Annotated in this window: 13 protein-coding genes; 9 read left to right on the forward strand and 4 right to left on the reverse strand. The window is 66.1% G+C overall.

Features of this window, described 5'->3' with window-relative positions:
- Window positions 1–69 precede the first annotated feature (69 nt).
- From dusB to purH, 3 genes are all read left to right on the forward strand, one after another.
- Window positions 70–1125 carry a tRNA dihydrouridine synthase DusB gene (gene dusB / locus ACSQ9E_RS00965; RefSeq protein ID WP_436216610.1) on the forward strand — a complete coding sequence of 352 codons (1056 nt, stop codon included), beginning with the start codon at window positions 70–72 and terminating at the stop codon, window positions 1123–1125.
- Window positions 1122–1355 (forward strand): Fis family transcriptional regulator, encoded by a 234-nt coding sequence (locus ACSQ9E_RS00970; RefSeq protein ID WP_057201739.1) that lies wholly within the window; start codon window positions 1122–1124, stop codon window positions 1353–1355. Before dusB ends, ACSQ9E_RS00970 begins: the two co-directional genes overlap by 4 nt.
- A 99-nt stretch (window positions 1356–1454) precedes the next feature.
- Window positions 1455–3056 carry a bifunctional phosphoribosylaminoimidazolecarboxamide formyltransferase/IMP cyclohydrolase gene (purH, locus tag ACSQ9E_RS00975; protein WP_436216611.1) on the forward strand — a complete coding sequence of 534 codons (1602 nt, stop codon included), beginning with the start codon at window positions 1455–1457 and terminating at the stop codon, window positions 3054–3056.
- A gap of 86 nt (window positions 3057–3142) precedes the next feature.
- Here the strand turns inward: purH and ACSQ9E_RS00980 are convergent, their stop codons facing one another.
- Window positions 3143–4921, reverse strand: coding sequence for an alkaline phosphatase D family protein (locus ACSQ9E_RS00980; RefSeq protein WP_436216612.1), 1779 nt, complete (start codon window positions 4919–4921; stop codon window positions 3143–3145).
- Window positions 4922–4995: 74 nt separating this feature from the next.
- Window positions 4996–6207, reverse strand: a complete 1212-nt coding sequence (gene pobA, locus ACSQ9E_RS00985) for a 4-hydroxybenzoate 3-monooxygenase (RefSeq protein ID WP_436216613.1) — start codon at window positions 6205–6207, stop codon at window positions 4996–4998.
- A 175-nt stretch (window positions 6208–6382) separates the two neighbouring features.
- On the opposite strand from pobA, the gene ACSQ9E_RS00990 reads away from it, so the two are divergent.
- Entirely contained in the window at window positions 6383–7168 is a 786-nt protein-coding gene (locus ACSQ9E_RS00990; RefSeq protein ID WP_436216614.1) for an IclR family transcriptional regulator domain-containing protein, read from the forward strand.
- A gap of 2 nt (window positions 7169–7170) precedes the next feature.
- Here the strand turns inward: ACSQ9E_RS00990 and hemL are convergent, their stop codons facing one another.
- Window positions 7171–8481, reverse strand: coding sequence for a glutamate-1-semialdehyde 2,1-aminomutase (gene hemL, locus ACSQ9E_RS00995; RefSeq protein WP_436216615.1), 1311 nt, complete (start codon window positions 8479–8481; stop codon window positions 7171–7173).
- On the reverse strand, window positions 8465–9415 hold the full coding sequence (gene thiD / locus ACSQ9E_RS01000) for a bifunctional hydroxymethylpyrimidine kinase/phosphomethylpyrimidine kinase (RefSeq protein ID WP_428003546.1): 951 nt from the start codon (window positions 9413–9415) through the stop codon (window positions 8465–8467). The genes hemL and thiD overlap by 17 nt, the downstream gene beginning before the upstream one ends.
- Window positions 9416–9509: 94 nt before the next feature.
- On the opposite strand from thiD, the gene ACSQ9E_RS01005 reads away from it, so the two are divergent.
- The 5 genes from ACSQ9E_RS01005 to ACSQ9E_RS01025 are packed head-to-tail and all read left to right on the forward strand — an operon-like array spanning window position 9510 to window position 13346.
- Window positions 9510–9683: a rubredoxin gene (locus tag ACSQ9E_RS01005; protein WP_082604130.1), complete on the forward strand. Its 174-nt coding sequence runs from the start codon at window positions 9510–9512 to the stop codon at window positions 9681–9683.
- 49 nt (window positions 9684–9732) lie between these two features.
- Entirely contained in the window at window positions 9733–10131 is a 399-nt protein-coding gene (locus ACSQ9E_RS01010; RefSeq protein WP_005796099.1) for a response regulator, read from the forward strand.
- Window positions 10131–10496: a response regulator gene (locus ACSQ9E_RS01015; RefSeq protein ID WP_007853160.1), complete on the forward strand. Its 366-nt coding sequence runs from the start codon at window positions 10131–10133 to the stop codon at window positions 10494–10496. Before ACSQ9E_RS01010 ends, ACSQ9E_RS01015 begins: the two co-directional genes overlap by 1 nt.
- A 15-nt stretch (window positions 10497–10511) precedes the next feature.
- Window positions 10512–11039, forward strand: coding sequence for a chemotaxis protein CheW (locus ACSQ9E_RS01020; RefSeq protein ID WP_057201746.1), 528 nt, complete (start codon window positions 10512–10514; stop codon window positions 11037–11039).
- A 21-nt stretch (window positions 11040–11060) separates the two neighbouring features.
- Window positions 11061–13346, forward strand: coding sequence for a methyl-accepting chemotaxis protein (locus ACSQ9E_RS01025; RefSeq protein WP_057201747.1), 2286 nt, complete (start codon window positions 11061–11063; stop codon window positions 13344–13346).
- The last annotated feature ends 13 nt before the right edge of the window (window positions 13347–13359 follow it).

Consider the following 13359-nt stretch of genomic DNA (forward strand, 5'->3'; position numbering starts at 1 on the left):
AATTTTGAGCAGGTACAATCCTGCCTCCTTTTTCAGCATTCGCAGCTTCGGCGCACCCCCACCCTTTCCATGCACATCGGCCACATTCCTTTGGCGAACCGCTTGTTCGTCGCCCCCATGGCGGGCGTCACGGACCGGCCATTTCGCCAGCTGTGCAAGGAACTGGGGGCGGGCTATGCCGTGAGTGAAATGGTGACCTCGCGCAAGGACCTGTGGAACAGCCTCAAGACCTCGCGCCGGGCCAACCACGAAGGGGAGCCGGGGCCGATCGCGGTGCAGATCGCCGGCACCGAGGCGCAGATGATGGCCGAGGCCGCGGTCTACAACGTGGAACGCGGTGCGCAGATCATCGACATCAACATGGGCTGCCCGGCCAAGAAGGTGTGCAACAAGTGGGCCGGCTCGGCCCTGATGCAGGACGAGGCACTGGCCGTGTCCATCGCGCAGGCGGTGGTCGATGCCTGTGCGCCGCACAAGGTGCCCGTCACGCTCAAGATGCGCACCGGCTGGTGCCAGGAGCACAAGAACGCCGTCGCGCTGGCGCGCCAGTTCGAGGCCGTGGGCATCCAGATGCTCACGGTGCATGGGCGCACGCGCGAGCAGGGCTACAAGGGCCATGCCGAGTACGACACCATCGCCGCCGTGAAGGCGGCGGTGCGCGTACCGGTGGTGGCCAATGGCGACATCACCTCGCCCGAGAAAGCGCGCGAGGTGCTGGCCGCCACGGGGGCCGATGCGATCATGATCGGCCGCGCGGCACAAGGACGGCCGTGGATCTTCCGTGAGATCGGGCATTTTCTCGCCACAGGCGAACACCTGGCGCCACCGCTGGTGGCCGAGGTACGGCGCCTGCTGCTCGAGCATCTGCACGACCACTACCGCCTGTATGGCGAGCTGACCGGGGTGCGCAGTGCGCGCAAGCACATTGCCTGGTACCTGCGCTCCATGCCGGGCGGCGAAGCCTTTCGACAACACATCAACACCATAGAGGACTGCGCGGCCCAGTGGCATGCGGTGGCGGACTATCTGGATGCCCTGGCGCAGCAGATGGACCGCTTTCCCGCCGCCAGCACACTGGCTGCCGACGCAGACCCCAGCGAAGAACAAGAGGGATTGGCTGCATGAGCAAGAAACATATTGAAGAATGCGTGCGCGAGAGCCTGCAGGGCTACTTTCGCGACCTGGGCGGAGAGACGCCCGATGGCATGTACGACATGCTGGTGCGCGTGGTCGAAAGGCCGCTGCTGGAAGTCGTGATGCAGCAGGCCGACAACAACCAGTCGCGCGCTGCTGAATGGCTGGGCCTGAACCGCAACACCCTGCGCAAGAAGCTGGTGGAACACAAGCTGATCTGATGCCCCGTTGCGCCGGGCAGTGCTGGCGCTCCCCACTACCGCGGTGCAGTTGCCGGCAACTGCACCGCACCCGATTCCAAACTCCTTTACCGACCCGCCATGAACGCACTTCTTTCCGTCTCCGACAAAACCGGCATCGTTGAATTTGCCCAGGCGCTGCACGCCCTGGGCATCAAGCTGCTGTCCACCGGGGGCACCGCCAAGCTGCTGGCCGACAAGGGCCTGCCCGTGACCGAAGTGGCCGAGGTCACCCAGTTCCCCGAAATGCTCGACGGCCGCGTGAAGACCCTGCACCCCAAGGTGCACGGTGGCCTGCTGGCGCGCCGCGAGCTGCCCGAGCACATGGCTGCGCTCAAGGCGCATGGCATCGACACCATCGACCTGCTGGTGGTCAACCTCTACCCCTTCGAGTCCACCGTGGCCAAGGCCGGTTGCACGCTGGCCGACGCCATCGAGAACATCGACATCGGCGGCCCCGCCATGGTGCGCAGCGCCGCCAAGAACTGGAAGGACGTGGGCGTGCTGACCGATGCCTCGCAGTACCCCGCCGTGCTCGAAGAACTCAAGGCCTCGGGCAAGCTCTCGGACAAGCTGCGTTTTGCACTGTCGGTGGCGGCATTCAACCGCATCGCCCAGTACGACGGCGCGATCAGCGACTACCTCTCGTCCGTCAGTTTCGAGGAAGACAAGCTGTCCGAAACCTACGTGCCCACCCGCGCCCAGTTCGCGGGCCAGAGCAACGGCATCTTCACCAAGGTGCAGGACCTGCGCTACGGCGAGAACGCCCACCAGCAGGCCGCGCTGTACCGCGACCTGCACCCCGCGCCCGGCTCGCTGGTCACCGGGGTGCAACTGCAGGGCAAGGAGCTGTCGTACAACAACATCGCCGACGCCGATGCCGCCTGGGAATGCGTCAAGAGCTTCGAGGCGCCGGCCTGCGTTATCGTCAAGCACGCCAACCCCTGCGGCGTGGCCGTGGGCCTGGACGCGCTGGACAGCTACGGCAAGGCCTTCCAGACGGACCCCACCAGCGCCTTCGGCGGCATCATCGCCTTCAACCGCCCGGTGGACGGCAAGGCAGCGCAGCAGATCTCCAAGCAGTTCGTCGAAGTGCTGATGGCCCCGGACTTCACGGCCGAGGCGCTCGAAGTCTTCAAGGCCAAGGCCAATGTGCGCCTGCTCAAGATCGCACTGCCCGCCCACGGCGGCACCACCGACTGGCAGCGTGGCCGCAACGCCATGGATGCCAAGCGCATCGGTTCGGGCCTGCTGCTGCAGACCGCCGACAACCAGGAGCTGTCGCTGATCGACCTCAAGGTCGTGACCAAGAAGCAGCCCACGCTCGAAGAGATGGAAGACCTGCTGTTCGCCTGGAAAGTGGCCAAGTACGTCAAGAGCAATGCCATCGTCTTCTGCAAGGGTGGCATGACCATGGGCGTGGGGGCCGGCCAGATGAGCCGCCTCGACTCGGCCCGCATCGCCAGCATCAAGGCCGGCCATGCCAGTCTGAGCCTGCAGGGCACCGTGGTGGCCAGCGACGCGTTCTTCCCCTTCCGCGATGGCCTGGATGTCGTGGTCGATGCCGGTGCCACCTGCGTGATCCAGCCCGGCGGCTCGATGCGCGACAACGAAGTCATCGACGCTGCGAACGAGCGCGGCGTGTCCATGGTGTTCAGCGGCGTGCGCCACTTCCGGCATTGATCCGGTTGCGATGCCGCCGCCAGCGGTGGCATTGGCGCACAAGAAAGGCGGCCTCGGCCGCCTTTTTCTTTCCTGGTCCGGTTCGTTCAGACCGCCACGATGCGGCCGCGCCCGGCGGTGCCGGCCACCACCTTGAGTGACTTGTCCGTGCTGGCGATGTAGCTGCGGCTGGTGATGGTGTTCACGTAGACCCAGTCGGCGCGGCACTCGGTGGCCGTGGCGGTAAGCAGCATGTAGCCGCGGCGCGAGGTGTCGCAGTATTTGAGCGGCGAGATCAGTTGCTGCAGTGCGCCGGCCAGCACGGCCGGGTTTTCCTTGGGCAGGTAGTCCTCGAACCCAGGAGAGGTGACGGACGAGGTGGCGAACTCCACGCCCACGGCATTGCCGCCCATGTCGGCCAGCTCGTTGGCCCAGGCGTTGTGCGTGTCGCCCGACAGCACCACCAGGTTCTTGTTCAAGCCGCGCGCCATGCCCAGCACGGTTTCGCGCGCGGCTTGGTAGCCGTCCCATGCATCGAGGTTGTAGGGGATGGAGGGCTGGGCCAGCACGCCCTTTTCGGTCGCTGTCAGCGTGGCGGGTGCCGCCTGCGCCTTGGCCACGATGGCCGCGTACTGGGACACGCTCACCCCGGCCCCAGGCTGCAGGGTGTCGATGAGGATGGGGGCAGGGATGTTCATGCGGCCCATCAGCACCTGCTGGCCCAGCACCTGCCAGGTGGCGGACGATGCGGCCATCTGCTGCTGCAGCCACTGGGTCTGTGTGCTGCCCATGAGCTGGCGCGTGGGGGCGCCCACGGCAGCGGTGAAGCCCGCGGCATCGAAGCCGCTGGCCGTGAAGAAGCGGCTGTAGTCGGCCTGCTCGTCGCGCCCGATCACGCGGGTGTCGAGCATGTGCAGGGCCACCAGGTCGCCGAAGGCAAAGCTGCGGTAGATCAGTTCGGGCTGCGCGTTGCGGGTGGGCATCCACTCGTGGTAGGCCTGCATCGCCACGGCCTTGCGCGCGGCAAAGCTGCCTTCGGTCGCGCTCTGGTGGTTCTCGGCGCCATTGGCCCAGGTGTCGTTGGCGATCTCGTGGTCGTCCCACACGGCGATCATGGGGGCGGCGGCATGCAGGGCCTGCAGATCGGCATCGGTCTTGTACTGGGCGTGGCGCGTGCGGTAGTCGGCCAGTGACAGGATTTCACCCACAGGCTGGGAGAGGCGGCCCAGTTGCTCGGCATTGGCGGACGCGTAGCCGCCCCGGGCATATTCGTACACGTAGTCGCCCAGGTGCACGGTCGCGTCCAGGTCATTGCGGCGTGCCGCCTCTGCATACACGTTGAAGTAGCCGGCAGGGTAGTTGGCGCAGGAGAACACGGCCAGGCGCACCTGGGACACGCTGCCGGTCGGCAGGGTGCGCGTGCGCGCCGTGGCCGAGGTGGCGGCATAGGCCATGAAGCGGTAGTAGTACGGGGTGGCAGGCCTGAGGCCGGTGGCATCAACCTTCACCGTGAAGTCGCGGGCCGCCGTGGCGGATGCCGTGCCCTGGGCCACCAGGGTGGCAAAAGCGGAGTCGCTTGCCACCTCCCAGCGCACGGGGATGTCGGCGCTGTGGTTGGCGGGCGGCGTGACGCGCGTCCACAGGATGACGCGGTCGCTCAGGGGATCGCCGCTGGCCACGCCATGCGCAAAGCGCACCTCCGGTGCATCGTCGCTGCCGCCGCAGGCCGCCAGGGGCAGGGTGCCCAGTGCTGCAGCACCGAGCGCCAACTGGCGCACAAAGCTGCGGCGGCTGGCATGGGCGGGATCGGCTGGGGCATCGTTCTCGGGTGCATTGCCCTGCAGCAGATTGGTCAGCGGGCGTGGGGTGCGGGGAGGGCGGTTCATGGTGGAGCGGTCCGTTGTGTATCCGCCAAGGCTCGCATGGCGGTGTGACGGACCGATGAACGGCCACCCCGCTGTCAGCGCCCGTGTGCCGCCGTTGTTGCCTGCGCCCCGAAATCCATCGGCAGCCCCACATAGTTCTCGGCCAGCGCGGTGGATGCGGCGCGCGAGTGGACCAGGTAGTCGAGCTCGGCCTCCTGCATCTTCTGGCCGAACTCGCCGGTGTCCGGAAAACGGTGCATCAGCGAGGTGAACCACCACGAGAAGCGTTCGGCGCGCCACACGCGGCGCAGGCAGCGGTCGGAGTAGGTATCGATGCCGGCATCCGACTTGTCGCCGTAATGATCGGCGAAGGCGTTCCACAGGTAACCCACGTCGCTGGCCGCCAGGTTCAGGCCCTTGGCACCCGTGGGCGGCACGATGTGGGCCGCGTCGCCGGCCAGGAACAGGCGGCCAAAGCGCATGGGCTCGGCCACGAAGCTGCGCAGCGGCGCGATGCTCATCTCCAGCGCCGGGCCGGTCACCAGGTTCGCGCGCGCCTCGGGGTCCAGCCGATTGCCCAGTTCGGCCCAGAACTGGTCGATGCTCCAGTTCTCCAGCTTGTCGGTGTCGGGCACCTGCAGGTAGTAGCGGCTGCGCGTGGTGCTGCGCATGCTGCACAGCGCAAAGCCGCGCTCGGTGTTGGCGTAGATCAGCTCGTGCGAAACCGGCGGCACATCGGCCAGCACGCCCAGCCAGCCGAAGGGGTAGACGCGTTCATAGGTCTTGAGCGCGCCCTCGGGCACGCTGGCGCGGCACACGCCGTGGTAGCCGTCGCAGCCGGCGATGAAGTCGCAGGTGATCTCGTGCGCCTGGCCATCCTTCTCATAGGTCACACGGGGCTTGCCACCGTCGAAGTCGTGCACGCGGACGTTGCCGGCTTCATATACGGTGACCAGGCCCGCAGCGGAGCGCGCATCCATCAGGTCGTGCGTGACCTCGGTCTGGCCGTACACCGTCACGCGGCTGCCGCCGCTGAGCGCATGCAGGTCGATGCGGTGGCGCTGGCCCTTGAACAAGAGCTCGATGCCGTCGTGCGGCAGGCCCTGTGCATGGGCGCGGGCGCTCACGCCGGCTTTCTCCAGCAGGTCCATGGTGACCTGTTCGAGCACGCCGGCGCGGATGCGGCCGAGCACGTAGTCGGCGCTGCGCTGCTCGATGATGACGGCGTCGATGCCGGATGTGTGCAGCAACTGGCCGAGCAGCAGACCGGCCGGGCCGGCGCCGATGATGGCAACCTGGGTACGCATGGGGGAACCTCGCAAAGCTGGGGAAGGAAGGCCCCGAGCACCGGCTCGAAGGCAAGGCCCAAGCGTAGGTTGACGCCGGTCAACGTGGGGTGCCGGTTGGCCAGTTGCGTGCGATGTACAGATGCTTTGTGCGATCATCGCGCAATCCTTGATGTACCGATCTTTTCTGCCGACCATGACCTCCAGCACCACCCCCATCGCCAAGGCCGACTTCATTGAGGGCATGGCCAAGGGCATGGCTGTGCTGGAGAGCTTCGACACCGAGCGCCAGCGCCTCAATGCCTCGCTGGCGGCGCAGCGCACAGGGCTCACGCGGGCGGCGGCGCGCCGGCACCTGCTCACGCTGGCGCACCTGGGCTACCTGGAAAGCGATGGCAGCTACTTCTGGCTGGCGCCCAAGGTGCTGCGCTTTTCGGGCAGCTACCTGGCGTCGGCCCGGCTGCCGCGCGTGCTGCAGCCCACGCTGAACCGGCTGGCCGCGCAGACCCAGCAGTCCTTTTCGGCCGTGGTGCTCGACGGCAGCGAGGTCGTGATCGTGGCGCGCAGCGGGGTGTATGGCGCGCCCTCGCGCGTGCTGGCCTACGGCCTGCACCTGGGGGCGCGGCTGCCGGCCCACCCCACGTCCACCGGGCGGGTGCTGCTGGCGGCGCTGCCGGCGGCGGCACTCACCACCTGGCTCAAGGGGGCCGCGCTGCAGCGGCTCACGCCCCATACGCTCACGCAGGTGGGGCCGTTGCGCCAGGCCATCGCGCGTGCGCGGCGCGACGACTATTGCCTGGCGGTGGAAGAGCACGAGCTGGGCGTGCATGCCCTGGCCGTGCCGCTGCGCAACCTGCAGGGGCAGACCGTGGCAGCACTCAACGTGGTGGCCTCGCCCAGGCAACTGGACGAGGGCAGCCTGCAGAGGGAGATGTTGCCCTTGCTGCAGGAAGCCGCGCGCGAACTGCGCGGCCTCTTGTAGCTTCAGCTTGCGAGGCTCTTGAAGACCTCGCGCGCAGCGGCCACCGTGGCAGCGATGTCTTCTTCGCTGTGGGCCGCGCTCACGAAACCGGCTTCGTACAGCGCCGGTGCTATATAGATACTGCGGTCCAGCAGCCCATGGAACAGCTGGTTGAAGCGCGCGCTGTCGGTGGTGAGCACCTCGGGGTAGCTCTGGGGCAGGGTGGGCAAGAGGAAGAAGCCGAACATGCCGCCCTCGCAGTCGGCGCTGAAGGGCACGCCTTCGGCGGCGGCGGCGGCCTTGAGGCCATCCACCAGCGATTGGGTGCGTGCCGACAGGGCCTCGAAGAAGCCGGGCTTCGTGATCTCGCGCAGCGTGGCCAGGCCGCAGGCCGTGGCCACCGGGTTGCCCGACAGCGTGCCGGCCTGGTACACGGCGCCGATGGGCGCCAGGTGCTCCATGATGGCGCGCGGCCCGCCGAAGGCGGCCAGCGGCATGCCGCCGCCGATCACCTTGCCCAGCACGGTCAGGTCGGGCTTGAAGCCGGGGATGCTCTTGGCATACACGCCTTGCGCACTGGTCAGGCCCACGCGGAAACCGGTCATCACCTCGTCCAGCACCAGCAGCGCACCGTACTCGGTACACAGCTCGCGGCAGCGCTGCATGAAGGGGACGCTCGCGCGCACGAAGTTCATGTTGCCGGCGATCGGCTCGATCATCAGGCAGGCCAGTTCCTTGCCGTGCAGGGCAAAGGCTTCTTCGAGCTGGGCAATGTCGTTGTATTCCAGCACCAGGGTGTGCTGCACCACCTCAGGGGGAACGCCCGCGCTGGTGGCGTTGCCGAAGGTAGCCAGGCCCGAGCCGGCCTTGACCAGCAGGGCGTCGGCATGGCCGTGGTAGCAGCCATTGAACTTGATGATCTTGCTGCGGCCCGTGGCGCCGCGCGCCAGGCGGATGGCGCTCATGCCCGCCTCGGTGCCCGAGCTGACCAGCCGGATCATCTCCATCGAGGGCACCAGGCCGATGATCTCCTCGGCCAGCTCCACCTCGCGCTCGGTCGGCGCGCCAAAGCTGAAACCTTCGAGCGCCGCCTTCTGCACCGCTTCGAGCACCGCCGGGTGGCCGTGGCCCAGGATCATCGGCCCCCAGGAGCCGATGTAGTCGATGAAGCGCTGGTCGTTGGCGTCCCAGAAGTAGGCACCCTGGGCGCGCTTGACGAAGCGCGGCGTGCCGCCCACGGCCTTGAAGGCCCGCACGGGCGAGTTCACGCCGCCGGGGATGAGCGCCTTGGCGCGTTCGAACAGGGGGATGTTGAGATCAGTGCTTGGTGTCATGGGGGGGCATCACAAAGCCTTCGATGGCTGCGGTGTCGTCAATCGGGGCGTCGTCGTCTTCGCCGTCCTCGTCGTCGGGCTGGGCCCAGAACATGCGGTCGGGCACGATGTGCCCCATTCCGGGGCGGAAACCGGCGTCCAGGCAGCGGTCCAGGTAGCCCAGCGCTTCGCTGGTGGCCTCGCCCAGGTCGTTGCCGCTGGCCACCAGGGCCGTGAGTGCGGCCGACAGGGTGTCGCCCGCGCCCGAGAAGGTGGCGTCGAACAGCTCGAACTTGCCGCTGCCCAGCACCGTCTGGGGCGAGGCCAGCACGTTCTCGACGAACTGCTCGGGCAGGGGGATGCCGGTGACCAGGGTGTAGGGCACGCCCATCTCGGAAGCCGCCCGGGCAATGTCGCGCGCGGTGGGGCTGCGGTCGCTCTTCCAGTCCGGCAACAGCCAGCGCCACAGCGTACTGTGGTTTCCTACCAACACTGAGGTTTGCGGCAACAACAGCTCACGGAAGGCGTCCAGGTACTCGTCGATCTGCTCTTCCGTCCACCAGGACAGGTTGGGCATGTACGCTATCACCGGGACTTCGTCATAGTCTGTGGTTATTTCGGCGATGGCGCTGATGTTCTCGGGGCTGCCCACGAAACCCACCTTGATGGCCTGCACGGGCATGTCTTCGAGCACCGCCCGGGCCTGCTCGGAGACGGCCTCGTCGTCGAAGCTGAAATGGTCGAATATCTGCGCCGTATCACGCGCGTAGGCCCCCGTGACCACCGCGATGGGGTGGCCGCCGACCGATGCGATTGTGGTGATGTCTGCCGTCAGGCCGCCCGCGCCGCTGGGGTCGCTGGCGTTGAAAACGAGCACGCAGGCCGGGCTCGCTTCGTCACCGGATTCGTCGTCGGCGTGTTCGGTGTCGGGAGGGGGGAGTGCGGATGTGGTCATGGTCCAGTGGCGGCATCGGGGGTGGCACGGAAGCTGCAGCCCGGGGAGATGACTAGATACAATCGTTGCATTCTATGTGAAGGCCCTTTAAGCTGTGATCGACTCTAAAACTTGGATGTGTTTGATCTGCGGGTGGATTTATGACGAGGCAGAGGGTGCGCCCGAGCACGGCATCGCCCCCAACACGCCATGGGACCAGGTGCCCATGAATTGGACCTGTCCTGAGTGTGGCGCCCGCAAGGAAGATTTCGAGATGGTTCAGATTTGATGCGCGGCTCGGGCCGCGCTGTTTGTTTTTCCATCGGGAGCATTAGCAATTGACTACAACAGGCGCATCTTTCAAAGTGCTCGTGGTGGATGACAGCAATACCATCCGCCGAAGCGCCGAGATTTTTCTCAAGCAGGGGGGGCACGAAGTCTTGTTGGCTGACGACGGCTTTGATGCTTTGGCGAAAGTGAACGATTACCAGCCTCAGCTGATTTTCTGTGACATTCTCATGCCCAAGCTCGACGGGTACCAGACCTGCGCGATCATCAAGCGCAACGCCCGTTTCGCAGATACCCCGGTGGTGATGCTGTCCTCCAAGGACGGCGTATTCGACAAGGCGCGCGGGCGCATGGTCGGCTGCCAGGAATATCTCACCAAACCGTTTACCAAAGACCAGTTGCTGCAGGCCGTGCAGCAATTCGGCAATTCCCAACAAGGAGCGATGTAATGCCCATCCAGAAAGTTCTGGTCGTCGACGATTCGAAGACCGAGTTGATGTTTCTGACCGACCTGCTGCAGAAAAAAGGCATGCAGGTGCGCACGGCCGAGAACGCCGAAGAAGCCTTCCGTCGCCTGGCCGAAGACAAGCCCGACCTGATCCTCATGGACGTGGTGATGCCAGGCCAGAACGGCTTTCAGCTCACGCGTGCGATCACCCGTGATCCGCTGTACGCCGATGTGCCCATCATCATGTGCACCAGCAAGAACCAGGAGACCGACCGGGTCTGGGGTATGCGCCAGGGCGCGCGCGGCTATATCACCAAGCCGGTGGATCCCGCCGAGCTGCAGGCCAAGATTGACGCGCTGAACTGAGGCAGCGGCGCGTTCATGGCCAACCGCGAAGCCCTCCGCGAGCTACAAGTCCGACTGGCCAGCCGTCTTCAGGCCGCCAGGACGGAAGGCTTGTCCGTATCGTCCTGGCTGGCTGTCGAGACAGCAGGGCAGTACTACCTTCTACCTCTCGCCCAGTCGGGCGAGATTTTTCCTTGGGTCACCGTCCAGCCCGTGCCGTACACGCAAAGCTGGTTCCTCGGTGTCGCCAACCTGCGCGGCGGGCTGGTCGGTGTGGCCGACCTCGCCGGCATGCTGGGCACCACGGTCACGCGCACCGAGCAGGCGCTGTCCGAGTCCAGCCTGCTGGCCTTCAATGCCGTGCTTGAAGTGAATGCCGCCTTGCTGGTGGACCGGCTGGCCGGCCTGCGGGGTACGGAGTCCTTTGTGTCCTCCGAGCCGCCTGCACCCGAATCTCCCGCATTTTTCGGCACCACCTACATCGATGCAGGTGGCGCGCGCTGGCAGGAGCTCAATCTGCAGATCCTGTCCCAACATCCCGCTTTTCTGAGCATCAGTGCTTGAGTTTTTCTGTAAGGCTGCACCATGTCCGTCGTCAATCAATTTGGAAAACTGTTCAACCGGAAACCCGGAGCGCCGGACGCCGCAGCAGGCCATGCTGCGGCCGATGACGGTCAGGACGTGCTGGGGACCGGTTCGCTCGAAGCAGCGGCGCTGCGCGAGTACCAGAGCGATGCCATGAACAGCGTGCAGGGCGACCCGGGCGGCTATGCACCCGAGCTCACCGAACCCGACAGTGATGAAGATCTGATCTCCCTGCCGGTGCTGGGCACCTCCACGGCGGCCGGCCACCAGCGCCGCCTGCTGGCCTTGCTGGCCGTTGGCGTGGTGGTGCTGGGTGCGATCGCTTTCTGGGTGCTGCAGCAGGCAGACCGCTCCGCACAGCAGCTCGCCGCTACCGGCCAGTCCCTGATGCAGTCGCAGCGCCTGGCCAAGTCGGTGTCGCAGGCGCTGGTTGGTAGCCCCCAGGCCTTCCCCGACGTGGTGGAAAGCTCGGGCGTGCTGGCGCGCAACGTGCGCGCCCTGACCGCTGGCGACAACGAACTCGGCGTGCAATCGCTGGGCGAGCCCTACAAGCCCGATCTGGACGCCGTGACGCCCCTGATGGAGCGCGCCGAGCGCAACGCCGGCGTGGTGATGGGCCAGCAAAAGATCCTGACCCAGGTGGGTGACGCTCTGCGCACCATCAACCGCCAGTCGTCCGACCTGCTCGAAATCGCCGAAACGGTGTCTTCGCTCAAGCTGCAGCAGAACGCCCCCGCCGCCGAAATCTCGGCCGCCGGCCAACTGGTGATGTTGACCCAGCGCATCGGCAAGTCCGCCAACGAATTCCAGACCATGGAAGGCGTGAGCCCAGAGGCCGTGTTCCTGCTGGGCAAGGACTTGAACTCCTTCAAGGAAATCGCACAGGGCCTGCTGGACGGCAGCCCCGAGCTGCGCCTGTCCGCCACCAAGGACGGCCAGACGCGCGAGCAACTCGACGGCCTGGTGAAGCTGTACGAGCAGACCCGCACGCAGGCCAGTGCCATTCTGGGCAACCTGCAGGGCCTGGTGTCCGCCCGTGAAGCACAGTCCGCCATCATTGCCGACAGCGAACCGCTGCGCCGCCAACTGGAAAACCTGCAGGGCAAGCTGTCCGCACAGACCGGCCTTGGCGCCGGGCAGATCGGTGCCCTGGCCCTTGCCGGCCTGTTCGTGTTGCTGTGCGGTATCGGCATCTCGCGCGTTCAACTGCTGGACAGCCGGGGCCGCCAGACGGCTGCCGAATCGCAGCAAAAGGACGCCAAGCGCCAGGAGCAGGAAGCCAAGCGCGTCAACGACGCCAACCAGGCCGCCATTTTGCGTTTGATGAACGAACTGCAGTCGGTCGCTGAAGGCGATCTGACCCAGGAAGCCACCGTGACCGAAGACATCACGGGCGCCATCGCCGACTCGGTGAACTACACGGTGGAAGAACTGCGCCAGCTGGTGGGCAGCGTGCAGAACACGGCGACCCGCGTGGCACAGACGACGGCCCAGGTGGACAGCACCTCGACCGAACTGCTCGCCGCCTCGACCGAGCAGCTGCGCGAAATTCGCGAAACCGGCCGCTCCGTTCTGGACATGGCGACCCGAATCAACGAAGTGTCCACACAGGCGCAAGAGTCCGCCACGGTGGCCCGCCAATCGCTGCAAGCCGCCGACTCCGGTCTGCAGGCCGTGCAGAACGCCATCGGCGGTATGAACTCCATCCGCGACCAGATCCAGGACACCTCCAAGCGCATCAAGCGCCTGGGCGAATCGTCGCAGGAGATCGGTGAAATCACCGAGCTGATTTCCGACATTACCGAGCAGACGAACGTGCTGGCACTGAACGCCGCCATCCAGGCCGCATCCGCCGGTGAAGCCGGCCGAGGCTTCTCGGTGGTGGCCGAAGAAGTGCAGCGACTGGCTGAACGCTCCGCCGACGCCACGCGCCAGATTTCGGCCCTGGTGAAGGCCATTCAGACCGACACCCAGGATGCCGTGGCCGCTATGGAGCGCTCCACGCAGGGTGTGGTGGAAGGGGCCCGACTGTCCGACAGCGCCGGTACCGCACTGACGGAAATTGACCGCGTGTCGCGCCGCTTGGCCGACCTGATTGAACAGATCTCGTCCTCGACCTCCCGTGAAGCCGTTCTGGCCAACGAAGTGGCCGACAACATCCAGCACATTTTTGCCGTGACGGAACAGACCGGTGAAGGTACCCGCACGACGGCCCAGCAGGTGCGCGAACTCTCGCACATGGCTGAAGAATTGCGCCAGTCTGTCGCCCGTTTCAAGATCGCTTAAGGCGATCCGTAGT

The sequence above is a fragment of the Acidovorax sp. LjRoot118 genome (assembly GCF_964253575.1).
GTDB lineage: Bacteria > Pseudomonadota > Gammaproteobacteria > Burkholderiales > Burkholderiaceae_C > Acidovorax.

Excerpts from the sequence above, each read along its gene's own strand:
- ACSQ9E_RS00980 (WP_436216612.1), bottom strand. The coding sequence starts at position 4,921 with ATGAACCGCCCTCCCCGCACCCCACGCCCGCTGACCAATCTGCTGCAG.
- ACSQ9E_RS01025 (WP_057201747.1), top strand. The coding sequence starts at position 11,061 with ATGTCCGTCGTCAATCAATTTGGAAAACTGTTCAACCGGAAACCCGGA.
- purH (WP_436216611.1), top strand. The coding sequence starts at position 1,455 with ATGAACGCACTTCTTTCCGTCTCCGACAAAACCGGCATCGTTGAATTT.
- ACSQ9E_RS00990 (WP_436216614.1), top strand. The coding sequence starts at position 6,383 with ATGACCTCCAGCACCACCCCCATCGCCAAGGCCGACTTCATTGAGGGC.
- hemL (WP_436216615.1), bottom strand. The coding sequence starts at position 8,481 with ATGACACCAAGCACTGATCTCAACATCCCCCTGTTCGAACGCGCCAAG.
- pobA (WP_436216613.1), bottom strand. The coding sequence starts at position 6,207 with ATGCGTACCCAGGTTGCCATCATCGGCGCCGGCCCGGCCGGTCTGCTG.
- ACSQ9E_RS01015 (WP_007853160.1), top strand. The coding sequence starts at position 10,131 with ATGCCCATCCAGAAAGTTCTGGTCGTCGACGATTCGAAGACCGAGTTG.
- dusB (WP_436216610.1), top strand. The coding sequence starts at position 70 with ATGCACATCGGCCACATTCCTTTGGCGAACCGCTTGTTCGTCGCCCCC.
- ACSQ9E_RS01020 (WP_057201746.1), top strand. The coding sequence starts at position 10,512 with ATGGCCAACCGCGAAGCCCTCCGCGAGCTACAAGTCCGACTGGCCAGC.
- ACSQ9E_RS00970 (WP_057201739.1), top strand. The coding sequence starts at position 1,122 with ATGAGCAAGAAACATATTGAAGAATGCGTGCGCGAGAGCCTGCAGGGC.
- thiD (WP_428003546.1), bottom strand. The coding sequence starts at position 9,415 with ATGACCACATCCGCACTCCCCCCTCCCGACACCGAACACGCCGACGAC.